Here is a 20,992-nt window from a genome sequence, read left to right as displayed (position 1 = left end):
TCAGCCCCACTGCGATCCTGGAGATGGGGCGATCCCGGAGATGGGTGCAGTCCCGAAGATGATGGACGGGGTCCCGGCGTCGCCGGGACTGCCGGGTCAAAAGGAGTAGCGATGTTCGGATTCTACCGCCGCAATCTTACGGTCCGCGTTCTGTTTCCGATCGCCGCCCTCTTCGTCGCTCTTGCCCTCGCCGCGATGACAGGCGTCGCCTACATGAACATGGCCGTTGCCCGCAACGGGCTTACGGAGCGGGCGCAGATGATCGCGACGGCTCTTGCCGGGGGGGCTGGCGAGGCCCTGTGGAACATGGATGGCAATGCGGCGTCGGCCCTGCTTGCAGCATTGTCGGCCGATCCCGACTATGTCGGCAGTTCCATCAAGGACAAGGATGGCAAGGTCTTCGCCTCGCACGGCGCCACGGTCTCGCAGTCCGAGGCCGGGATCGTGGGCAATGCGCCCGTGACTCGCAGCGAGGGCGCGAAAGCGACGGAGATCGGAACGCTCCAGGTCAGGCTGTCGACCCAGCGCATCCAGGACGACATCCGCACGACCACGGCGGTCATCGCGCTGGCCGCTCTGCTGTCGGTCCTGGTGATCTGCGGCGTCCTGGGCGCCATCGTCCGAACCGTCACCCGTCCGATCGCCCAGATGACCCGCGTGATGAGTGCACTTGCCGCCGGCGAAACCAACGTCGACGTTCCGGCCACCGGACGGGAGGACGAGGTCGGCAAGATGGCTTTCGCCGTACAGACCTTCCGGGAAAACGCCATCGAGCGGCGCCGGCTGGAAGCCGGGCAGCTGCGCCTGCGTGAGGAAGCCGAACGGCAGCGGCAGCACGCGCTGGCCTCGGTCGCCGAAACCTTCGACCGCGACGTCGGACGCCTGCTGACGGCCGTCAACAGGACGTCCTCGTCCATGGGCCTGTCGGTCGGCGAGGTGGCCGCCGGCGCCGGCGAGAACGCCACGGTCAGCCAGACCGTCGCCCATACATCGGAGGAGGTCAGCGGCAGCGTGCAGACCGTGGCCGCGGCCGTGGAGGAATTGGCCGCATCAATCCGCGAGATTTCCATCCAGGCGCAAAGCTCGCAGGCCGAATCGCAGGGCGCCAGCCGGCAGGTCGCCGCCACGGTCGATCTCATGAACCGGCTCGTCGGCGATGCCGGGCGGATCGGAGACGTCCTGACGCTCATCACCTCCATCGCAGGGCAAACCAACCTGCTGGCGCTGAACGCCACCATCGAAGCGGCCCGGGCGGGCGAGGCCGGCAAGGGCTTCGCGGTGGTGGCAACCGAGGTGAAGAATCTCGCGGGTCAGACCGCCAAGGCGACGGAAGAGATTTCCGCCCTGATCGGAGCGATCCAGGCATCGACCGGGGATGCTGCCGGCAAGATCGGCGATATCTCGCGCGTCATGGACCAGTTGAACAGCATCAGCGCGTCGATTGCGGCAGCCGTCGAACAGCAGAACGCGGCGACGACGGAAATCAGCCGTGCCGTCCAGCAGGCCGCCCAGGGGACCGAGCGCCTGCGTCTGAACGTTCACGCCGTTGCCGGCTCCGCGCAACGCAACGGCACCGCGGCTGCGACCCTGCATGGCGGCATTCAGGAGCTGGAACGCAGCGTCCATGAACTCCAAACGCAGGTCGACCGCTTTGTCGGGACGTTGCAGGCTGGCTGAGCGCGCGGACTGCAGGCCGAGTTCATGAGGTTCCCGATGAGGCGCGAAGACGGCCCACGGCGATATTGCGGGGCGCTTATGTGCGCGCGGTGCCGGTGGTTCCGGCAGCCGGCCGTGAGGCTGTCGATGGCATGCCGCCACTTCCTCTGACGAGCAGAGGGGAGAGCCTTAATCCGTGTGGATCGGCAAGCGATGCGATGGATTTGTTGCCTAAGCTGTTGAAAATTATCGTGAATATCATCACGCGGATGCGATCGCCCGGGCGACGATTGCCAGAGCCCGATCCAGATCTGCCTGTTCGATGATCATGGGCGGGGACAGGGTCAAAACCGTTCCCTGCGAGATCTTCAGGCTGACACCGGCAGCCAGTGCCGCATAAAACGCCGCCTCCGCCCGGTCGGCCCCGCTGCGACCGTCATGGTCGGCAAGTTCCACCCCGATCAGCAGCCCGGCGCCGCGGATGCCGGCGATGCCCGGCAGGGCCGCGGTCAGTTCGCGCAGGCGATCCAGCGCATGGGCGCCCAGGGTCGCGGCGCGCTCCGCCAATCCCTCGTCCCGGACGATGTCCAGGGTGGTCAGGCCGGCGCGGGCGAGCAGCGGGTTCTTTTCGTGGGTGTAGTGGCCGAGCGCACGGTCGGCGGCAACGTCCAGTCCGGGACGGGCGATCACCGCGGCCAGCGGCAGCATGGCGCCGCCGAGCGCCTTCCCCAGCACCAGGATGTCCGGCGTTGCGCCGAACGGCTCATGGCTGAACAGGCTGCCGGTCTTGCCGAGGCCGGTCGGGATCTCGTCGAAAATCAGCAGGGCGCCGGCCGCGTCGCAGGCCCGCCGCACCTCCGCCCAGAAGCCGGGAGGCGGCACATAGGGCACGGCACGCACCGGCTCCGCCACCACGGCTGCCACGTCCCCCTCCTTTTCCAGCACATAGCGCAGCATCCGCGCGCAGGTCATCCGGCAGGCGTCGAGGTCGGGACCGCCGCCGGGGGCGGGGTCGAAGCCATAGGGACAACGGGCGCAGGCAAACGGCGCCACATGTTCGGTCCCCGGCAGCAGCGGCCCGATTCCATGGGAGCGGAACAGCGCCTCGCCGCCGACGCCGGACGCACCGAAACCGGCGCCGTGGAAGGCGTCCCAGAAGGAGACGGTCTTGAAGCGGCCGGTTGCGACGCGGGCCAACTTCAGCGCGATCTCGATCCCCTCCGACCCGCCGGGCGCGAACAGCACGCGGCTACCGGGACCGGTCGGAGCGATTGCGGCCAGCCGCTCCGCCAACTCCGCCGCCGGTTCGCAGGCGAAGCGGCGCGGCGCGAAGGACAAATCGTCCATCTGCGCCTTCAGCGCCGCCAGCAGCCTTGGGTGGGCGTAACCGATGTGATGGACGCTGTTGCCGTGGAAATCCATGAAGCGGCGGCCGTCCATGTCCTCGATCCAGATGCCCTCGGCCCGGCGGATCGCCGACAGGCAGGGGGTGGACAGGGACTGTCTCAGAAAGGCACCGGCATCGCGGTCCACCAGCGCCCGGGATTTGGGGCCGAGTGCGTCCGCCATCCAGCGTGCCCGCCGCGGCCCAAGATTGACGTCGCCTTCGGAACGGTCGGGCTGCATCGTGTCGTCTTTCGGTTGGCCGGCCCGTCAGCCGGCGGTCTTGCCGGACCGTGCGGCGGCGCAGGCGTCGCGCAGCGCCTGGGAAAAGGGATCGACCGGGCCAAGCCGGCCGGGTGCGAAGGGAGCGAGATCCATCGGTCCCGGCAGGCCAAGCACGGCCGCCGCCACCGCCCGGCCGATGCCTCCCGACGCTGCGATACCGGCGCCGCAGCAGCCGGTCGCCATGAACAGCCCCTCCACCTCATCGACCGCCCCCAGTACGAAGCGGCCGTCGGCGGTGTAGGTGGACAGGCCGGAGACATAGTGGGCGATCCCCGCCTGGAGCAGCGGCGGACAAAGCCGCGCCAACGCCTGCCAGCCCTCCTCCAGCGTTTCCAGGCCGCCATCGCAATCGCCGAGATCGAACCCGGCGGTGTCGGCAGGAAGCAGCGCCGGATCGAGCGCCAGCGACCGGCGCCCGCGCAGCCCGAACAGCAGCGCGCCCAGTTCCGGCCGGGCATAGGCGCCGGCATCGGGCATGACCAGTACCGGCAGATCTCGGGGGAACAGGTCGGGGCGCGGTTCGGTGATCCAATACTGGCTGCGCACCGGCGCCTGCGGCAGTCCGACCCCGGCGGTCCAGGCCAGTCCCGCCGCCCAGGCACCGGCGGCATTCACCACGACGGGCGCGGCGATGAAGCCCCGGTCGGTCTCCAGCCCGGCGATGCGGCCACGCTCCAGCCGGATCGACTGCACGGACAGGCCGGTCGTCATCCGGACACCGGCGCGGCGGGCGGAACGGCGATAGCCGTCGGCCAGCCGGACCGGGTCGAGAAAGCCGTCCAGCGGCATGAAGGCGGCACGCCCGACAGCTTCCGCCGACAGGCAGGGGGCAACACGAGCGGCCCCCTCCCCGTCCAGCCATCCGGCCGGATCGCCGCTGCTGGCAACCAGCGCACGCAGCGCCTCGACACGCGCCGGACTTGCGGCGATATGCAGGGTGCCGACCTGCCGCAGGCCGAGATCCTCGTCCAACTCCTGTTCCAGGCTCGCGATGGCGGCATAGGTGTCCCGCACCAGCGCTGCCGTCGCCGCATCGCCGCGGGCGCGTGTCAGCAGGGCGGCGGCTTGTGCCGTGGCCTGGGTCGAGGGCGGGTGGCGGTCGACCACCAGAACCGACCGGCCACCGCCGGGTCCCAACGCCTGCCCCAGTGCCCAGGCGACGGCCAGCCCCAGGATGCCGGCACCGACCACGACGATGTCGGCACTGTCCAAGGGTGCCCTGTCGATGGAAGCCGGGGCAGTGCTCACGGCTTCTCGCCGCGCGCCAGCCGGGCCTCGATGGCATCGAGCAGCGGCAGCGCCTCGGCCAGCGACCGCACCACGTAATGGGCGCCGGCCCGGGCCAGCCGGTCGGATGCCGCGGCATGCAGCGCGTCGCGCCGATCCGGCGCCAGCGCCTGCCAGTTGGCGAGCGGCAGGCCGACCTCGTTGCCGGTGTCGGCGACCGCGATGGTCCACATGCCCGCGTTCAGCCCCTCCTCGACATCGACCACGGTGTCGCCGATCTTGACGCAGGCCTCCACCGGCGAGATGGACAGCTCGACGACGCAGCGCAGAGCCATCGCGGGACCGGGGCGGCCGGCAGGGGTTTCGCCGGCGCAGACCGTGATGTCGGGCGCGTAGCCCTGCGCCGCCGCCACCCGCTGCACCACATCCATCACCGGACGCGGATAGCCGGTGGTCGAGCCGATCTTCAGCCCGCGCGCCCGCATGGCGGCGACGGTCTCCGCCGCACCGGGGATCAGGTCGGAATGCTGCGCCACCACCTCCACCTGAAGCGGCAGGAAGGTCTCATAGAGCCGGTCGACATCGGCGTCGGTCGGGGCGGCGCCATGGACGGCGGTCCAGGCCTCGGCCACCGGCCCCATCCGGGTGATCGCCTGGATGTGGTGCCATTTGGCCATGCCCATCGGACCGCGCGCCTGATCCAGCGTGATCGAAACGCCGGAGCGGCGGAAGGCTTCCATGAAGGCGCCGGCCGGGGCGAGGCAGCCATGATCGACCGTGGTCCCGGCCCAGTCGAGGATGACGGCCTGGAGCGGGCCGGTGTAGCGGCGCGAATAGACGAAGCTCATCGGATCGGACTTTCGAACGGAAGAAGCGGTCAGGGAGCGCCGGAGGCGACGCCCATCTCCGACAGGGTGTTGCGGATGGCGGCAATGGCGGCGGTCATCTCCGCCGCGCCAAGCCGGCCGATGCAGCCGATGCGGAAGCTGTCGGCCACCGTCAGCTTGCCGGGATAGATGACGAAGCCGCGCTCGCGCAGCCGGTCGTAGAAGTCGGCGAAGACGAAGGCCGGGTCGGCCGGCATGCGGAAGGTGACGATGATCGGGGCCTGGAGATGGTCGGGCAGCAGCGTTTCGAACCCCAGTGCCCGCATGCCGTCGATCAGGATGGCGGCGTTGGCGCGATAGCGGGCGCCGCGTCCCCCGACGCCGCCTTCGGCCTCATGCTCGTCCAGTGCCTGGGCGAAGGCGGCGACCACATGGGTCGGCGGGGTGAAGCGCCATTGCGCGTTCGCCTCGAAGCCGCGCCACTGGTCGTGCAGGTCGAGCGACAGCGAGTGCGCATTGCCCCTGGCGGCCTCCAGCGCATCGCGGCGGGCGATGACGAGGCCCATGCCCGGCACGCCCTCCAGGCACTTGTTGGAGGATGCGGCGACCGCGACGGCCCCCAGCGCCGCCATGTCGAGGGGAAGCGCGCCGAAGGCGCTCATGGCGTCGACCAGCAGGGCGCGGCCACGGGACCGGGTGACTTCGGCGACCGCCTCGATCGGGTTGAGGATGCCGGAGGTGGTTTCGCAGTGGACGACGGCAACATGGGTGATCGCGGGATCGGCGTCGAGCGCCTCGGCCAGCGCGGTCGGCGACACCGGCAGATCCTCCGCCGTTTCCAGCGCGGTGACGGACCGGCCGGCAACCTCGGCGATGCGGACCATGCGGGTGCCGTAGGCGCCGTTGACCAGCACCAGCAGCCGGCCGGCGCGCGGCACCAGCGTGCCGATCATCGCCTCCACCGCGAAGGTGCCGGAACCCTGGACCGGCACCGCGACATGGCTGTCGGCGCTGCCGCCGGCCAGCCGCACCAGCCGGTCGCGAATGGCGGCATTCAGCGCGATGAAACGGCCGTCGCGCGATCCCCAGTCGCGCAGCATCGCCTGCTTGACGGTGGCGGAGGTGGTCAATGGACCCGGGGTCAACAGGTAGGGCACGGTGTCGGACATTTGGGGGGAATTCCGCAGGAAAGGGAAAGGCGTGACGGTCGGAATGGCCCCATGACGCGGATTCGCCTATCATAAATCCAATCCATTCGACCTATGGGTCCATAGATGAAATCAATGAACTTCGCCCAGCTCCGCGCCTTTCATGCGGTGGCGACGGAAGGGGGATTCACCAAGGCGGCGCGGCTGCTGAACGTGACGCAGCCGACCTGCTCGCAGGAGGTGAAGGCGCTGGAGGAGACCTACGGCGTCACCCTGTTCGACCGCGGCAACCGTCAGGTGACGCTGACCGAGGTCGGCACCGCGCTGTTCGCCGTCACCCGCCGCCTGTTCGCGGCGGAGCAGGAGGCGATGGAACTGCTGGCCGGGGTGCGGCATCTGGATGGTGGGACGCTGGCGGTCGGGGCCGACGGGCCGTTCCACGCCGTGCCGCTGATCGCCCGCTTCACCCGTGCCCATCCGGGGCCGACGGTGACGCTGGCGGTCGGCAACTCGCGGACCATGCTGGAAGGGCTGATGGAGACGCGCATCGACGTGGCCGTGCTGGCCGACGTGCCGGGGGACTCGCGGCTTTATGTGCTGCCGCTGCGGCGCGATCCGGTGCGGGCGTTGCTGCCGAAGACGCATCCGCTGGCGCGGCGCCGGGCGCTGGCGCTGGGCGATCTGGTGGCGGAGCGGTTGGTGCTGCGCGAGCCGGGATCGATGACCCGCCGGCTGGTCGAGCGGGCGCTGGCGGCGGCGGAGGTCACGCCGGCCGCCGTCATCGAGATTCAAAGCCGCGAGGCGGTGGTGGAGGCGGTTGCGGCCGGGCTGGGCATCGGCTTCACCTCGGCGGCGGAATTCACCGGCGACGGGCGGCTGGTCCTGCTCCCCATCGCCGGAGCCGGGGCCGAGATCGAAATGGACGAGTATGTGGTCTGCCTGCGCGAACGCCGCCGGCTGGCGGTGGTGCGGGCCTTTCTGGATCTGGCGCGGGAGGTGGCGGCCGAGGCCGGCAGCCCCCTGTCGGGCCTCAGTGCCGCCGCCATGCCTGGGTCCGCGCCTGCAACGCCCGCGACAGCAGGGCATGCAGCGCCCGCACCGCGGCGGAGGTGAGGACGATCATCATCGCCATGGCGGCGGCCCCCGCCACCTCGCCGGCATCGTCCATGTTCAGCACGGCGACCGAGGCCGGCTTGGTTTCCGGCGCATAGAGGAAGACCACCGCCGACACCGTGGTCATGGCGTTGACGAAGAAATAGATGGCGATGTCGAGGATCGCCGGCAGGCAGAGCGGCACCGTCACCCGCAGGAAGGTTGACCAGACCGGCACCTTCAGGCTGGCCGACACCGCTTCGAATTCGGCATCCAGCTGCTTCAGGGCGGTGACCGCGGTCAGGTGGCTGACGGTGTAGAAATGCGCCACCGTCGCCAGAACCAGGATCGCCATGCCGTGATAGAGCCAGCCCAGCGGGTTCCACGGCGCGTTGAAGAAGAAGATGTAGGCCAACCCCAGCACCATGCCCGGCACCGCCAGCGGCAGGATCGCCAGCAGCCGCACAATCCCTTTCATGGCTGCGCGCCCGGGCGCCCGTTCCACCAGCCAGGCGCCGGTGAAGACGATGACTGTACCGGTCAGCGCGGTCCAGAAGGCCAGGGTCAGGCTGTTGGCGTAGCTGCTCCAGCCCGCGGCATCGAATTCGGCGAAGTCATAGTTCGCCAATGTCGGCGTCAGGTTGTAGGGCCAGAAGGTGACGATGGAGGCGAAGCCCGCCACCCCCAGCAGCCCAAACAGCAGACCGCCGACCAGTGCACAGAACAGGGCGGCCAAGCGGTCGCCGACCGGGTTCACCCGCGGCTGGAACGGCACCGAGCGGGCGGACAGCTGCGCCATCTGCCGGCGCTGGCCGAACCAGTCGGCGACGAAGGCCAGCACCGCCGGCAGCAGCAGGACGATGCCGACCACCGCCCCCATGCCGAAATTCTGCAGGCCCACCACCTGCTTATAGACATCGGTCGCCAGCATGTTGGTGAAGCCGCCGATCACCTTGGGCACACCGAAATCGGTGACCACCAGCGTGAACACCACGAAGATGGCGGAGATCAGGCCATAGCGCACGCCCGGCAGGGTGATGGTGACGAAGCGCTTCCAGGCACCGGCCCCCAGCGCCTCGGCCGCCTCGTACAGCCGGGCATCGGAAGTGGACAGCGCCACGGTCAGGATCATCACCGCATGGGGGAAGGCGTAGAAGACCTCGCCTATCACGATGCCGATGGGGCCATAGATGCTCTCCCCCATCAGCAGACCGCGCAGGATGCCCTTGTTGCCGAACAGGTAGACGAGTGCGATGGCCGGCAGCAGCGACGGCGCCAGCAGCGGGATTTGCGCCAGCAGCCGGAACAGCCCCTTGCCCGCCATGTGGGTGCGGGTCAGGCAGAAAGCGTAAAGGAAGGCCAGCGTCACCGTGATGACCGTGGTCAGCAGCGACAGCGTCAGGCTGTTGACAACCGACCGCACCAGCGTCGGCGCCTCCAGAAAGGCGGCGAAGTTGGCGAGCCCGACAAAGGCGCCGTCGCGGTCATAGACGCTGCGCAGGAACAGCATGCAGAGCGGCAGCAGGACGAACAGCGCCAGGAACAGCGCGATGCCGCCCATCCCCAGCCCGAACAGCCAGCGCTCGCCCGGATCGACCGGCCGGCCGGATTGGCGAACAGTGAAGAAGGAAGGCTTCGGTGCGGCCACCTTCAGCATGCTCATCGCACAGCCTCGAACACGCGCAGCCGCTCGCGCGGCAGGGTCACCGCCAGCCGGCGGCCGGACTCCAGCGACAGGTCACGCACCAGATTGGCCGACAGGTCGGCGGTGACGCGGGCATCGCCCAGACCGTCGGCAGCCAGCCGGGCGCGGTGGAAGGGACCGAGGAATTCCAGGCTTTCGATCACCGCCTCCAGCGTGTTGGCGCCGCCGGCCGCGCGCACCTGCACGTCCTCCGGCCGCAGGCAGACGGTGACGGCGGCACCGGGGGGCGCGGATGCCAGATGGTCGTCGGCGCTGTCGAAGCCGCACTCGAAGCCATGCTCGCCCAGCCTCACCCGTCCCGGTGCCTCCAGAACGCCGGGCAGGAAATTCATCGCCCCGACGAAATCGGCGACGAAGGGGCTGGCCGGCCGGCGATAGACCTCGTCGGGGGCGCCGACCTGCTCGATAACCCCGCTGTTCATCACCACGATGCGGTCGGCCATGGTCAGCGCCTCCTCCTGGTCGTGGGTGACCATGATGGTGGTGATGCCCAGCCGGCGGTGCAGTTCGCGGATCTGGCGGCGCAGATGCAGCCGCACCCGCGCGTCCAGCGCCGACAGCGGCTCGTCCAGCAGCAGCAGGCCGGGGGACGGCGCAAGCGCACGGGCCAGCGCCACCCGCTGCTGCTGGCCGCCGGAAAGCTGGGCCGGGTATTTGGGGCCGGCGTCGGGCAGGCCGACCAGCGCCAGCAACTCCTCCACCCGCGCCCGTTCGGCGGCCCGGCCCAGCTTCAGGCCATAGGCAACGTTCCGGTACACCGTCAGGTTCGGGAACAGCGCGTAGGATTGGAAGACGATGCCGTAATCGCGGGCCGATGGCGGCAGGCGCGACACGTCGCGGTCACCCAGCCACACCGTCCCGCCGCTCTGCGGGTCCAGCCCGGCGATCACCCGCAGCAGCGTGGTCTTGCCGCAGCCGGACGGCCCGAGGAAGCAGACGAACTCGCCGCGCCGGATGTCGAGCGACACGCCCTTCAGCGCGATGAAGGTCCCGAACGTCTTGACGATGGAGTCCAGACGGAGATGGGGCGCGGCAGTTGTCTGGGTAATCATTGGCGGCTTGTCCTGGCAGGAAACGGAAAGACGGGCGGGTGCGTCCATGGCACCCGCCCCTAACGCCGGCTTGCGGCCGACCTCAGCTCTTCGGTTCGGACTTGGCGCCGTAGCGCTTTTCCCAATCCGCCAGGATGCGGTCGCGGTTGGCCGCGGCCCAGACGAAGTCGTTGGCCTTGTTCATCGCCGCCTCCGCGTTCTTCGGATAGTTCGGCGTCTCCTTGGTCACGCCGGGATGGGCGGTGACCTGATAGAAGTTCACATACTGCTCGTTGGCCTTGCGGCTGGCCGCCCAGTCGGCGAGCGCCTTCGCGGCCTCGGCCTTTTGGGTGCCCTTGACGATGGCCGTCGCCTCCATCTCCCAGCCCACGCCTTCGGAGGCCAGGATCACGTCGATCGGCGCACCCTTGGTCTTCTGCTGGGCGCCGGTGTATTCGATGGAGATGCCGATGGGGTATTCGCCGGCCGCCGCCATCTTGCAGGGCTTGGATCCCGAGTGGGTGTAGAGCGCGACGTTGTCGTTCAGCCCGTCCATATAGGACCAGCCCCTGTCCGCCCCCATGGTCTGCAGCCAACCGGACACGGCGAGGAAACCGGTGCCCGAAGAGGCCGGGTTCGGCATGACGATCTGGCCCTTGTATTCCGGCTTCAGCAGGTCGGCCCAGGAGGTCGGCTTCGGCAGCTTCTTCTTCTCGGCCTCAACCGTGTTGAAGCAGATCGCCGCCATCCAGGCGTCCATGCCGACCCAGGCTGGCGGGGTCTTGGCGTCACGGAAGCTGGACTTGAGATCCTCCGCACCCTTCGGCTGATAGGGCATCAGCATGCCCTGGGCATCAAGGATCATCAGACTGGAGGCGGCGAGACCCCACACCACGTCGGCCTTGGGGTTGTCCTTCTCAGCCAGCAGCTTGGCAGTGACGACGCCGGTGGAATCGCGCACCCACTCGATCTCGATGCCGGGATTGTCGGCCTCGAACGCCTTCTTGTAGGGGGTGAGCTGTTCGTTCTCCAGCGCGGTGTAGACGGTCAGGCGGGTGGCTGCCCCGGCCGCCGTGGCGGCCCCCGTAGCGAACGCGACGGTGGTCAGCAGCGCAAGCGCACAAGTCCCAGGCAGAGTGGTGCGGCGGATCATCAGGGAGCTCCCGTGGTCGGATCGGCGATGTCTGGAGGCGTCCCGGAGCGGTCATTCGCCGCCCCGGTACAGGAAGCCTCTCTACGCCCAAGCGCCCGTTCACTCCCGTTAAGCTTTGGTGACGCCGGGTTGGTAAAAAACTCTCCGTGCCCGCGGCTGCGACGGTATGTTCATCCCCACCGAAATTGCCCTGTGTGGCAGAGCGCTCGCTTGGTTGGTTGCCGCGCTATCGGCGATTGAACAGCATTGTCGGGTGGACGAAGGAGAATCTCCCTGCTTTCGTCGGGATCGCCGTCGTCTCGCTGCGCCTGAAGCGCTTCGCTCCCCAAGCCATCGGCGCGTGATGCCTGCAAACAGGCACTCAGGAGCTTAATCAGATTGATTGAGGCCCGCCAAAGCCCGCCGGATGACGGGCCGTGACTGACCGAGAACCATGCCTTTCCAAACCGCGGACTGGTCGTAGAAGGCAGCCAGCATTTTGGTGCGGATGCGCTGTCCCTGTGTGGAGATGGGTTCTCCATACCGGTGCAGCCAGGCATCCGCACGCAAGGCGTCGAACGTGTCTTCAATAGCGCAGACGCCAAACTCCAGCGCGATCGCCGTCACCTCCGCATGGGGCAGCAGGCGAAGGATGCCGATCAGGCCATCGCCCGACAGGTCGGCCGAAACGGAGCTGCCGTCTACGCTGGATGTGACGCCTGCGCCGAACCAGCGGGCTGCCCGTGTGAAGACTGCGGTGTCGCGGCGTTCGCTTACGATCTCCTCGGCGACACCCCACGCCCCCAGTCCCGTGTGGTAGTCGATGACCACCACACGGCGAGCGGTGGACAAGCGGCCGGTGAGAATGTCGGACAGCGTGCGTCGTGCGCGGGTTGGCTCCTGACCACCATAGAACAATCCCCGAGGATCGGTGTATTGCCCGCCGGAAACGACTGCCTGGAACCTGGGGAACCCATGTGCGCCAATGTACGCACCGAAGACTTTGGCGCTGGCCGCCCGCGATTTCGGCGTCCACGTCCCGGGCACCAAGGCTTCGCGCAGCATCTCGTAGTCCGGGTTCTGCGGGAGACGAGTCTTGAAATCCACCCAGTTGCGGTTGAGGTCGACGTTCTCTTCGGTCACGCGGCGGGTCCAGGCAAAACCATGGGGGTTGGCTGCATGAATGAGCAGCGCGGCCGTACCCTCCGGCATCCTCGCCGCTTCGCCGCACCGCATCCAGTCGACCTGGGCACCAGAGCCGCAATACCCCTCCACGCCGTGGACGCCGGAGATCAGGGTCAGCACACGCTCGGCCTCACGCGGTCCGATCCAGGCGACGTCGGTCGACAGAGCCTCGCCATCCGGTCCGAGCATCGGACTGGCCAAGCACTCGATGTCGGCCTCGACCGCGTCCGCCGCCGCCCGGAACTTAGCCCGCGCTTCCGAATAGCTGGTGCTGAAACTCTGGATCCTGTCGATGTTCCGCTTCCCGCGCATTACCCCCCTGGACGAGAGCATCAGTGGGTACGGTTCAGAAAATGCTTGGCATACTTGCCCGACAGGTCATCCATTGGGACGATGAGGCAAACATCGGTGGTGTTGAACGCTCGGTCGATGACGGCGCCATCGCCAATGCAGCCGCCGACCCGCAGGTATCCTTTGAGCAGTGGAGGAAGCCCGGCCACGGCCGCACGAGCGCCCAGTTGCATCACCACCGTATCTCCCGACGTTGCCGGTGCCCCCAAGCGGTCCAGCGCAACGCGGCGGTCCGGCAGGGCCCGTGTCCGGAGGGCCGGCGGCGCAAGATGATGGCGGTGCAGATAGGCGAGCATGGGGGCAAGTGCATCGATATCCGTGCCGGGCAGGCTGGCGCAGCCGAACATCAACGAAATGTCATGTTTCAGGATGTAGGCAGCGATGCCCTGCCACAGCAACTGCATGGTCGCCCCGTTGCGGTAAGCCGGGTCGACGCAGGACCGCCCAAGTTCCAGCAGTTCGCCGGGATGATCGAACAGTGGAGCGATGTCGAATTCGGTGGCCGAATAGAAGCCGCCGCACCGGTCCGCCACCGATCGCCGCAGAAGGCGGTAAGTTCCAACGATCGCGCCCCCCATCTCATGGTCCAACGCATGGTCGAGGATAACGAGATGGTCGCAGACGGCATCGAAGGCGTCCACATCACGGCCAGGGACCACGCTCGCGAGCGTGGCTCCGAGTTCATCGTGGAACACGCGGTAGCGCAAGGCCTGTGCGGCGTCGATTTCTCGGGCGCTCGTGGCCAGCCGCACCTCGAAGCGTGCCGCAGTTGGGGACGCTATGGGGGCTGACACGACGTTCAGATTCCACGAGGCCAAGTGCCATCCTCCCGATTATTCCCCCTTAGTCATGCCCGAGATGCGCGACTCTATGATGAAGCGGTGGCGACGGTCATGTTACATGACAACCGCGAAGGCACCGTCGTCAGTAAACCGGATGGCGGTCGGACTGGCGGCCGCTACAGCTACCGCTCCTCTCCGTCGGCGATCTGCACGACCAAGTCCTTCTCGATGGCGCTGCTCGGCACGCTGTTCATCGGGCATCTGTTCGCCCCGCTGCTGCCGCAGGACCAGATTTCCTCCTACATCGCCGGCCTGATCCTGCTGGCCGCCGCCCCCTGCACTGCCATGGTGTTCGCCTGGCGGTGCGTTTCAGCACTGCCGGACCCGCGGCGTCGAGATCGAGTTGGAGGGCGATCTGGTAACGTTGCTCAGCCTCGGGCTGGACCCGAACGCAACGAAGGCCGGCGCTACGGGAGCGGCCGGCCTTCGGTAATAATGGTTGCGGGGGCGCGCAACCACCGAGAATTGAGGCTTCCCACTCTCAAAGTTTGACCTGCGGAAAGAGTAGTGGCCATTGCAATGTACTGCCGACTGACAATCTCATTTTAGATTTCAGCTACGTCCGCTCTTTTGCTCACTGCGTGGTCCACGCCCCACCGCGTAGGGGCGATTGGTTTTGGCGATCGGTCGCTTGCGCTATGGCACGTTTCGACCCACGCCCCCGCATGGCGGCGACAGGGTGCTTACAAGCTGCTCGACGTCTCCACCCCGTTTCGATTCACCCCCCGCGTGGGGGGCGACGAGCGTCCCTCGGTCCGGTCTATGCGGTGTGCCATGTTTCGATCCACGCCCCCGCGTGGGGGGCGACCTGACCACACCGCGCCGCCTATGGGCTGGACGCAGTTTCGATCCACGCCTCCGCGCGGGGCGCGCGACCTTGAGCCATCGGAAATATGCTGTCCTATCGCCTATTTCGATCCGCGCCCCCGGGCGGGGGCGACCGTAGCTGATTTGGTCTTCCTCGCCGATGGCCACGTTTCGATCCACGCCCCCGCGCGGAGGCGACCCGACATCAGGGGGCTGCTGACGTTTCAATCCACGCCCGCGTGCCGGGGGCGACCCTTCAGCCTTCGGAGCGTCGTCCAGCTCGGGATAGTTTCGATCCACACCGCCGCGTAGGGAGCGACGGCAGTGCGTCGGCAGCGGCGTAGAGTTGCTGATGTTTCGACCCACGCCCCCCGGGGAGGCGACATCCTGGTGCCGGTGATGGTGGACGCGGCGCAGCCGTTTCGATCCACGCCCCCGCGTGGGGGGCGACGATCAGTCAGGCGGTGCAGGCGTCCGCCGCGAGACGTTTCGATCCACGCCCCCCGCGGGGGCGACCACCAATCAGTATCTACTTGTCCAAGCTTCCAAAATCTCCGGTCGAGCGCGGATCAGTTCGCGCGCGCCGTTCTGTCGGGCGTCGATCACAATGCCATCGAAGCTAACCCATTGAAAGTGTTCCGCTGCGAACCTCCCAGGAGTATCGGGGACCGGGTAGCAGTGGAACCAGAAACCTAGGTAAGCCCCCTGTCGAAGCACGGAGCCACGTCTTGACAGGCCCTCTGGTGCGTGCGTTGCTCGAAGGGTCAGCCGCCGGCGTTCACGCCGCGCGGCTTTTTTGTTGTCTGGAGAAAGGTGTGATCATGGCCAGAAGACGACCGCTCCGACGCTTTGAGCAGCGGGTTATTCGGAGAACCTGCCTGCGCAGCACGACACATCGCTTTGCTCGCATTTGGGAACTGGAATGCAGCGGCTGTGACAGGCATTACGGTGCGAATAGCTGCGACCACCATCTGCGTAGGTGCCCGTTTTGCGATGGAGGCCCGCCTCCTGAACCTCTTGATGGGGTAGACCCCAGCAAGGCGAGATACTGAGACACTTTCCGCGCCTCGATAGGGTTCTATTCGGCATTCCGAGACCGCCCAGAGGGCCGGTGTAGACCCTATCGAGACGCGCGGGGGCTACCTAGGTTTTTGGTTCCGCTGCTACTCGGATCCCGTCCTGGGCTGCCCCCTGGCGGCCCAGGCGGGGGGTGGTGCAGACCATAGGCGCACGGGGGCGATGCCGCCGGCCGGGGCCGGCGATCGGAAGGGGGTGAGGATGCACGGGATCGAGACGAAGGCGCGGCGGCCGAGAGGCCGGCCGGCGAAGTACCTGGACGACGCCGATCGGCAGGTGGCCGACCGGGAGCGCTAGGCGGGGGAGCTGGCGGCCGGCCAAGTGGCGCGGCGGGTGCTGGGCCGGCCGAAGATGGCCAGCGTCAAAAAGCAAATTGGCCGCCTGATCCATCAGGCGGCTGATCGGAAAGCGGTGCGGGCGGAGTTGCTGGCCTATCTGGCCGCGGTGGGGCGGCCGGACAATGGTTCCGCGTGAGCCGATTACGGGGCGACGATGATGGTCGGTTCCGTGCCCGTCGCCTTGATGATCGCGTGCTTCAACCCGACCATGTCATAGGGGCCGGTCACGCCGGCCAGCTTCGGGTGGGCCGAAGTGACCACCCACCCGCCCTTGTGTTCCACCGTGCCAATTCGCTCCGACTGTTCGTTGATGATCGTGCCGGTGCCGGTCTTGCCGTTGATGCTAACCTGAGTCCACATACTGTTTGTACCTTTTGCAATTGTTGATCGCGGGGCACCCACTGCCGGTGCCCGCAGTCCTACTTATGGCAGAGGGCTATCGCGTTTGTCGAAATTCACGGCCGCTCCGTGTCGCCTCCCCCACGGCGTATGGATCGAAGCGGACCACCTCTTCGCCAAGCGGGTCATGTTGAAGCTGCTGTTCGCCGACCACAGCACCCGCGTTTACAACGTGTCCGACGCCTTGAGCTGCCAGGATGGAGCTGAGGTCCGCACACACCGGAGATGACAAGGAGGAGCGGTAGTCAGCTCCCGCCGGTCGTTCCGCCGACCAGACTCCATTTCAACGTGCTCGGCAACAAGGTGGCCACCAAACTGAGCAATGTCCTCGCGCACCGCTGTTTGCTGCGCCTCGATACCGAACCCCGAACACCCTTGGCGGCTGGTCGAAACGCAGAAGCAGGAGACGAACCTCTTGCCCGTTCCTGCGATGGTTGCTTCTCCCCCGTGTCCGGTCTGACCCGTCAAATGTCGGCACAGACCGGACGGCGCCGTGCTGAGCGTAGGGCGTCGTCCTACCATCTGGAACATGCTTTCGCGGCTTGAGAGGAATATTATATCAGCGATATAATTTCTTATTGACGCGCCACTCGGCTTGAACAATAACAGGGACAGAAGATGATATGGATCATATCATAAAAGGCTTTCGATGGCGCTTCCTCACTTCTCTCTCGATGACCTCCGCGACGAGCTTCGGCGCATCTTCCTCATCCAGGCCGGACTCATCATGCTCGCCCGCGGCATGGAGACCGCCGAAGCCTATGTCGGCTTCCTACCCGAACATGACGACCCAATTGAAGCCGAGCCGTACGACCTCGACACCCTGGACCACGTCGATCTTCTGCTGTTCCCGATCGTGCGCGAGTTCGAGACACTGTACCGCCAAGTGTTCGAGCCGCGGGAAGCACCCGCCCTATGGGGAGGGGACACCCTGCTCGCCAACAACTTCGTCCAGGCCCTTCCCGAAGTGTCGGCGAGCGGAATCGTCTGCGAGTTCCCGCTGGTCCGACGGGTGGCGGAAACCGCATATGCCAGGTCGAAGCTCGACGAGTTCGTCGCGTTGAAGCCTGCGCCCAACCTATCGGTACGGGAAATCGCCTTGCTGGCGGACATGACCGAGGGTGCGGTCCGCAACGCCATCAGCAGCCAGGGGCCGGACCGCCTGCGGACCGAACGTCAGGGCAAGGGCATCAGCATCAAGCCCCTTGAGGCCCTGCGCTGGTTGGCCGGACGCCGCGGGTTCGTGACACGTCCTTGTCGTCCCATGGGCGACGGATGGTTTTGGAAGAACTTCGAGGCGGACCTGAGCCGGAGGTATCTCGCATACTGCCTGGAGATCCTGATCTATAACAACCTCGGCCAGCCCGCCGCCGCCGCCGCCAAGCTCGGCTGGCTGATCGAGGAGGTCGAGAACTGGATCGCCGGAAGGTTCCCGAACGATGCGGCGCATATCGCCGCCATGGCCGACGCGCTCGGACTCGACGCCGACCGGCTGCGCACCGTGGTCGAGCGGGTCGTAAGCATGGAAGCCGCCCGATGAACGCCCATCACCTCGCCATGACCCACCACGCGACCGCCCGCGTCCAGCAGCGGGCCATTCCTCCGGCTGTGGTCGACTGGCTGGTCCGCTTCGGGCGTCCGGAGCAGAGCCACGGGGCCACTGTGTTCGCCTTCGACAGACGCGCCTGGCGGAACCTAGAAGCCTACCTGGGCTCACTCGGGCTGGGCGGCGCAGACAAGATCCGAAACGCCTACGTCGTTCTGGGTGAGGGTGACCGCGTCATCACCGCGGGCTACCGAGCGCAGCGCCGGAAGAGCGCCTGACCTGCCGATCACATCACCTCCAACCAGGCTTCTCACAATGGAACACGGATTCCTCACCTGCCGCCGCTGCTTCGAGGGGACTGAGACGGAGCGGACGACCGGCCTCTTTGCCATGCACAACAACCCCGGCTACTGGGGAGCGCCCGACCCGCTCGTGCTCGTTCTCGGCTTCTCGAAGGGGCGTAATCAGATTCGCGCACTTAAAACCCAGCCGTTCCACGCGGTGGCTTTCGCCGGGTTGCGCGAACGTCTCGGCGAGATTCTTGCCGCTGTCGGTGTGATGCCGCCGGGCACGGGCATGGACGCACTCATGACCGCGGCCGAGAGGGACTTCGGCTTCGCGTCGCTGGTCCGCTGTACGGTTTGGTTGAGCGGGCGCACGTCCGGCGGCATCACCGTCGCGACGTTCCGCGACCCCATCATGAGGGACTGCGCCGCCCGGTGCATTGAGACGTTTCTCGGCGACCTTCCGCCCCGACTCCGGCTCGTCGTGCTGCTCGGGACAACCTTCAACTACGTCGCGGAGGTGAAGGCCGTCTTTCGCAGCCTGCACGGGAACTCCTACCGGGACAGCGGTGCCCTGTCGTTCGAGGTCGATGGCCGGACCTACGTGTTCGCGATGTCGCCGTCCCGGAGCACCGGCAGCCACCACCGGCCCTACGTCGAGCGGCCCGTCCATCCCACGCGCGACGCGGTCCGCCACGCCGTCAGGAGGTCGGGGGTTCCTGAACTGCTTGCACCCCGTTGGGCAAATGGCAGCTGAGCGACCGCGTCAGGTTCTGCTTGGGCACTTGATGAGAGGCGGTCGGTAAGGCGCTACAGGAGGCGTTCCTCTAAGCGAACTGGATCAGCCCGTGCGTCGTCCGAGCCGTCCATGACCAGCAGCTTACCGATCATGGCGCCGGCGAAAGGCGGATCCTGCTGGTCCTTGGTTACCTTCTCCAGCTAGGCGCGCGCTGGGCTACGGCAAGAAGATCGAAGGTGCCGTCCCCAGCCTGGGCAAGCTGCTGGCGAAGGATGCCGGCCACGTCGAGTTCAAGGACATTGAACCGGGCGCGGACCCGCACATGCCATGACCTGGACCCCCACCTTCATCTCCGCCCGCCCGCGGCAGCGGGCGGAGTTCACCAAGTCGGTCTCATCCGGCCTGACGCCCAGCTCGATGTCGAGGCGGCCGACCTGATCGTGGAGCAGGCGGTGCGGATCGCGTGCCTGACCCAGGAGAAGGAGGCCGCCAGCCTCGTATGCCTTTGAACGTGACCTGGAATACAGTACTGCGCACCCGATGGTAGGTGGGCAGGCGCACAACTACCGAAAATTGACTCTGTCGCCCATAGACGTTTGACGCAGTCGTCCCGCGTAGGTGGCGACCACCACGGCGATGGCAGACGCCATGACGCCGGATGGTTTGATTCTGCCCTTGCGCAGGGGCCGATTCGCTTCCCCGGCCAAGGCCACGGCCCTTCGTAGTTTGACCCACGCCCCCGCAGGAGGGCGACGAGACTGAGGTGCTCAAGGGCAAGTTCCGCGACGAGTTTCGACCCACGCCCCCGCGTGGGGGGCGACCGCAGGGCTTCGCGGGTGACCTGCGTCGGAGTAAGTTTCGATCCACGCCCCCGCGTGGGGGGCGACGGGCTGAACCACAGCACACACCGGAGACTGATCATGTTTCGATCGACGCCCCCGCATTGGGAGCGACGCCCTGTGCCTGTCCTGGACGCTGAAATTGCGGCGTTTCGATCCACGCCCCCGCATGGGGGGCGACGAAAGACCGGGCGCCCCTTACGCCCGATGAAGCGGTTTCGATCCACGCCCCCGCACGGGGGGCGACTTTGGGCTTGATGACGCTCAGCTCTGTTTCCGCCGGTTTCAATCCACGCCCCCCGCGGGGGGCGACCGGTGACCGTTGAGGACCTGGAGGTCCACGGTCCCGTTTCGATCCACGCCCCCCGCGGGGGGCGACCAGCGCCGCCACGCCGAGGATGGTGGCGTAGCTGTTTCGATCCACGCCCCCCGCGGGGGGCGACTGATGAACTGCCCCACCTTGAGGCCCAAGGTCGTGTTTCGATCCACGTCCCCCCGCGGGGGGCGACACCCGCTGCTCGGCCAGCAAACGGCGATCCTGAGCGTTTCGATCCACGCCCCCACGCGGGGGGCGACCCGCCTCACCAGCGCCGGCCGTGGCGGAGGGGTGGTTTCGATCCACGCCCCCACGCGGGGGGCGACAGCTGCTGTCCGGCCTCGGCATGACCGTCACGCCGTTTCAATCCACGCCCCACCGCGGGGGGTGGCGACCGCCGACGGCCACCCGGATCATCCGCGAGTACCTGTTTCGATCCACGCCCCGCGTAGGGGGCGACCCGCCTTGCAAGTGATCTGGTCGGCTGTCGGGCAGTTTCGATCCACGCCCCCCCGCGGGGGCGACGCGCCGCGGCGAGCGCAGCCTCGGTCGGCGACTTGTTTCGATCCACGCCCCCGCGCGGGGGGCGACTTGCTCATGGCTCACACTCCCTTCGCAGAGAGGATGTTTCGATCCACGCCCCCGCGCGCGGGGCGACCCCTCACCCAGCTGGAACGCGCCGTCGAGCGCTGGTTTCGATCCGCACCCCCGCATGGGGGGCGACTGGATGAGCAGCAGGTTGCCGGCACCGGTACCATGTTTCGATCCACGCTCCCGCGCGGG

The 20,992-nt window shown here is 67.4% G+C and carries 16 protein-coding genes, 1 pseudogene and 2 CRISPR repeat arrays (1 of these 19 cut by a window edge); of the genes and pseudogenes, 7 read left to right on the top strand and 10 right to left on the bottom strand.

The window, feature by feature from the left end:
• The first annotated feature begins 111 nt into the window (after nt 1-111).
• Nucleotides 112-1,677 (top strand): methyl-accepting chemotaxis protein, encoded by a 1,566-nt coding sequence (locus VH569_RS32005; protein ID WP_423320927.1) that lies wholly within the window; start codon nt 112-114, stop codon nt 1,675-1,677.
• A gap of 240 nt (nt 1,678-1,917) precedes the next feature.
• Here VH569_RS32005 and VH569_RS32000 read toward each other — a convergent pair whose 3' ends face one another.
• From VH569_RS32000 to VH569_RS31985, 4 genes are read right to left on the bottom strand one after another with little or no spacing between them, the layout of a single operon-like run.
• The gene (locus tag VH569_RS32000; protein WP_423320925.1) at nt 1,918-3,282 is read right to left on the bottom strand and encodes an aspartate aminotransferase family protein; all 1,365 of its coding nucleotides are present in this window, start codon (nt 3,280-3,282) and stop codon (nt 1,918-1,920) included.
• A gap of 27 nt (nt 3,283-3,309) precedes the next feature.
• Nucleotides 3,310-4,572, bottom strand: coding sequence for an NAD(P)/FAD-dependent oxidoreductase (locus VH569_RS31995; RefSeq protein WP_423320923.1), 1,263 nt, complete (start codon nt 4,570-4,572; stop codon nt 3,310-3,312).
• A complete protein-coding gene (gene phnX, locus VH569_RS31990; protein ID WP_423320922.1) occupies nt 4,569-5,399 on the bottom strand; it encodes a phosphonoacetaldehyde hydrolase in 831 nt (276 codons plus the stop codon). The genes VH569_RS31995 and phnX overlap by 4 nt, the downstream gene beginning before the upstream one ends.
• Before the next feature lie 29 nt (nt 5,400-5,428).
• Nucleotides 5,429-6,547, bottom strand: a complete 1,119-nt coding sequence (locus VH569_RS31985) for a 2-aminoethylphosphonate--pyruvate transaminase (protein WP_423320920.1) — start codon at nt 6,545-6,547, stop codon at nt 5,429-5,431.
• 114 nt (nt 6,548-6,661) lie between these two features.
• Between VH569_RS31985 and VH569_RS31980 the strand changes: the two genes are divergently transcribed.
• On the top strand, nt 6,662-7,639 hold the full coding sequence (locus tag VH569_RS31980) for a LysR substrate-binding domain-containing protein (RefSeq protein ID WP_423320918.1): 978 nt from the start codon (nt 6,662-6,664) through the stop codon (nt 7,637-7,639).
• Here VH569_RS31980 and VH569_RS31975 read toward each other — a convergent pair.
• From VH569_RS31975 to VH569_RS31955, 5 genes are all read right to left on the bottom strand, one after another.
• Nucleotides 7,557-9,281: a putative 2-aminoethylphosphonate ABC transporter permease subunit gene (locus VH569_RS31975; protein WP_423320917.1), complete on the bottom strand. Its 1,725-nt coding sequence runs from the start codon at nt 9,279-9,281 to the stop codon at nt 7,557-7,559. The two genes, VH569_RS31980 and VH569_RS31975, sit on opposite strands and share 83 nt — an antisense overlap.
• Nucleotides 9,278-10,375: a putative 2-aminoethylphosphonate ABC transporter ATP-binding protein gene (locus VH569_RS31970; protein ID WP_423320916.1), complete on the bottom strand. Its 1,098-nt coding sequence runs from the start codon at nt 10,373-10,375 to the stop codon at nt 9,278-9,280. Before VH569_RS31970 ends, VH569_RS31975 begins: the two co-directional genes overlap by 4 nt.
• Nucleotides 10,376-10,457: 82 nt before the next feature.
• Nucleotides 10,458-11,507, bottom strand: coding sequence for a putative 2-aminoethylphosphonate ABC transporter substrate-binding protein (locus VH569_RS31965; protein WP_423320914.1), 1,050 nt, complete (start codon nt 11,505-11,507; stop codon nt 10,458-10,460).
• A gap of 369 nt (nt 11,508-11,876) precedes the next feature.
• Entirely contained in the window at nt 11,877-12,983 is a 1,107-nt protein-coding gene (locus VH569_RS31960) for a M14 family metallopeptidase (protein WP_423320913.1), read from the bottom strand.
• A gap of 20 nt (nt 12,984-13,003) precedes the next feature.
• Nucleotides 13,004-13,840: a GNAT family N-acetyltransferase gene (locus VH569_RS31955; protein ID WP_423320911.1), complete on the bottom strand. Its 837-nt coding sequence runs from the start codon at nt 13,838-13,840 to the stop codon at nt 13,004-13,006.
• Between the two features lie 180 nt (nt 13,841-14,020).
• Between VH569_RS31955 and VH569_RS31950 the strand changes: the two are divergent.
• Together VH569_RS31950 and VH569_RS31945 are read left to right on the top strand one after the other, a co-directional pair.
• Nucleotides 14,021-14,164, top strand: a pseudogene (locus tag VH569_RS31950) (arsenical-resistance protein); the annotation flags it as partial.
• A gap of 1,935 nt (nt 14,165-16,099) precedes the next feature.
• The gene (locus tag VH569_RS31945) at nt 16,100-16,222 is read left to right on the top strand and encodes a hypothetical protein (RefSeq protein ID WP_423320909.1); all 123 of its coding nucleotides are present in this window, start codon (nt 16,100-16,102) and stop codon (nt 16,220-16,222) included.
• Nucleotides 16,223-16,227: 5 nt separating this feature from the next.
• Here the strand turns inward: VH569_RS31945 and VH569_RS31940 are convergent, their stop codons facing one another.
• Nucleotides 16,228-16,446, bottom strand: coding sequence for a hypothetical protein (locus VH569_RS31940; protein WP_423320907.1), 219 nt, complete (start codon nt 16,444-16,446; stop codon nt 16,228-16,230).
• Between the two features lie 688 nt (nt 16,447-17,134).
• On the opposite strand from VH569_RS31940, the gene VH569_RS31935 reads away from it, so the two are divergent.
• Genes VH569_RS31935 through VH569_RS31925 form a run of 3 tightly spaced genes read left to right on the top strand, consistent with a single transcriptional unit; the run spans nt 17,135 to nt 19,072 of the window.
• Nucleotides 17,135-18,025, top strand: coding sequence for a hypothetical protein (locus tag VH569_RS31935; RefSeq protein ID WP_423320905.1), 891 nt, complete (start codon nt 17,135-17,137; stop codon nt 18,023-18,025).
• On the top strand, nt 18,022-18,309 hold the full coding sequence (locus tag VH569_RS31930) for a hypothetical protein (RefSeq protein ID WP_423320904.1): 288 nt from the start codon (nt 18,022-18,024) through the stop codon (nt 18,307-18,309). The genes VH569_RS31935 and VH569_RS31930 overlap by 4 nt, the downstream gene beginning before the upstream one ends.
• 37 nt (nt 18,310-18,346) lie before the next feature.
• A complete protein-coding gene (locus VH569_RS31925) occupies nt 18,347-19,072 on the top strand; it encodes a hypothetical protein (protein ID WP_423320902.1) in 726 nt (241 codons plus the stop codon).
• A gap of 771 nt (nt 19,073-19,843) precedes the next feature.
• A CRISPR array of direct repeats spans nt 19,844-20,140; the repeat unit is 32 nt.
• A gap of 627 nt (nt 20,141-20,767) precedes the next feature.
• A CRISPR array of direct repeats spans nt 20,768-20,992; the repeat unit is 32 nt; it runs 4,535 nt beyond the window's last position.

It is taken from the genome of Azospirillum sp. 11R-A (genome assembly GCF_049472615.1).
GTDB lineage: Bacteria > Pseudomonadota > Alphaproteobacteria > Azospirillales > Azospirillaceae > Azospirillum > Azospirillum palustre.
Note: the sequence above shows the minus strand (reverse complement) of the source record. Positions and strands in the feature narration are given on the sequence as shown.

Coding starts and splice junctions, on each gene's coding strand:
- VH569_RS32005 (WP_423320927.1), top strand. CDS start 112: ATGTTCGGATTCTACCGCCGCAATCTTACGGTCCGCGTTCTGTTTCCG.
- VH569_RS32000 (WP_423320925.1), bottom strand. CDS start 3,282: ATGCAGCCCGACCGTTCCGAAGGCGACGTCAATCTTGGGCCGCGGCGG.
- phnX (WP_423320922.1), bottom strand. CDS start 5,399: ATGAGCTTCGTCTATTCGCGCCGCTACACCGGCCCGCTCCAGGCCGTC.
- VH569_RS31985 (WP_423320920.1), bottom strand. CDS start 6,547: ATGTCCGACACCGTGCCCTACCTGTTGACCCCGGGTCCATTGACCACC.
- VH569_RS31980 (WP_423320918.1), top strand. CDS start 6,662: ATGAACTTCGCCCAGCTCCGCGCCTTTCATGCGGTGGCGACGGAAGGG.
- VH569_RS31975 (WP_423320917.1), bottom strand. CDS start 9,281: ATGAGCATGCTGAAGGTGGCCGCACCGAAGCCTTCCTTCTTCACTGTT.
- VH569_RS31970 (WP_423320916.1), bottom strand. CDS start 10,375: ATGATTACCCAGACAACTGCCGCGCCCCATCTCCGTCTGGACTCCATC.
- VH569_RS31965 (WP_423320914.1), bottom strand. CDS start 11,507: ATGATCCGCCGCACCACTCTGCCTGGGACTTGTGCGCTTGCGCTGCTG.
- VH569_RS31960 (WP_423320913.1), bottom strand. CDS start 12,983: ATGCGCGGGAAGCGGAACATCGACAGGATCCAGAGTTTCAGCACCAGC.
- VH569_RS31945 (WP_423320909.1), top strand. CDS start 16,100: ATGGCCAGCGTCAAAAAGCAAATTGGCCGCCTGATCCATCAGGCGGCT.
- VH569_RS31940 (WP_423320907.1), bottom strand. CDS start 16,446: ATGTGGACTCAGGTTAGCATCAACGGCAAGACCGGCACCGGCACGATC.
- VH569_RS31935 (WP_423320905.1), top strand. CDS start 17,135: ATGGCGCTTCCTCACTTCTCTCTCGATGACCTCCGCGACGAGCTTCGG.
- VH569_RS31930 (WP_423320904.1), top strand. CDS start 18,022: ATGAACGCCCATCACCTCGCCATGACCCACCACGCGACCGCCCGCGTC.
- VH569_RS31925 (WP_423320902.1), top strand. CDS start 18,347: ATGGAACACGGATTCCTCACCTGCCGCCGCTGCTTCGAGGGGACTGAG.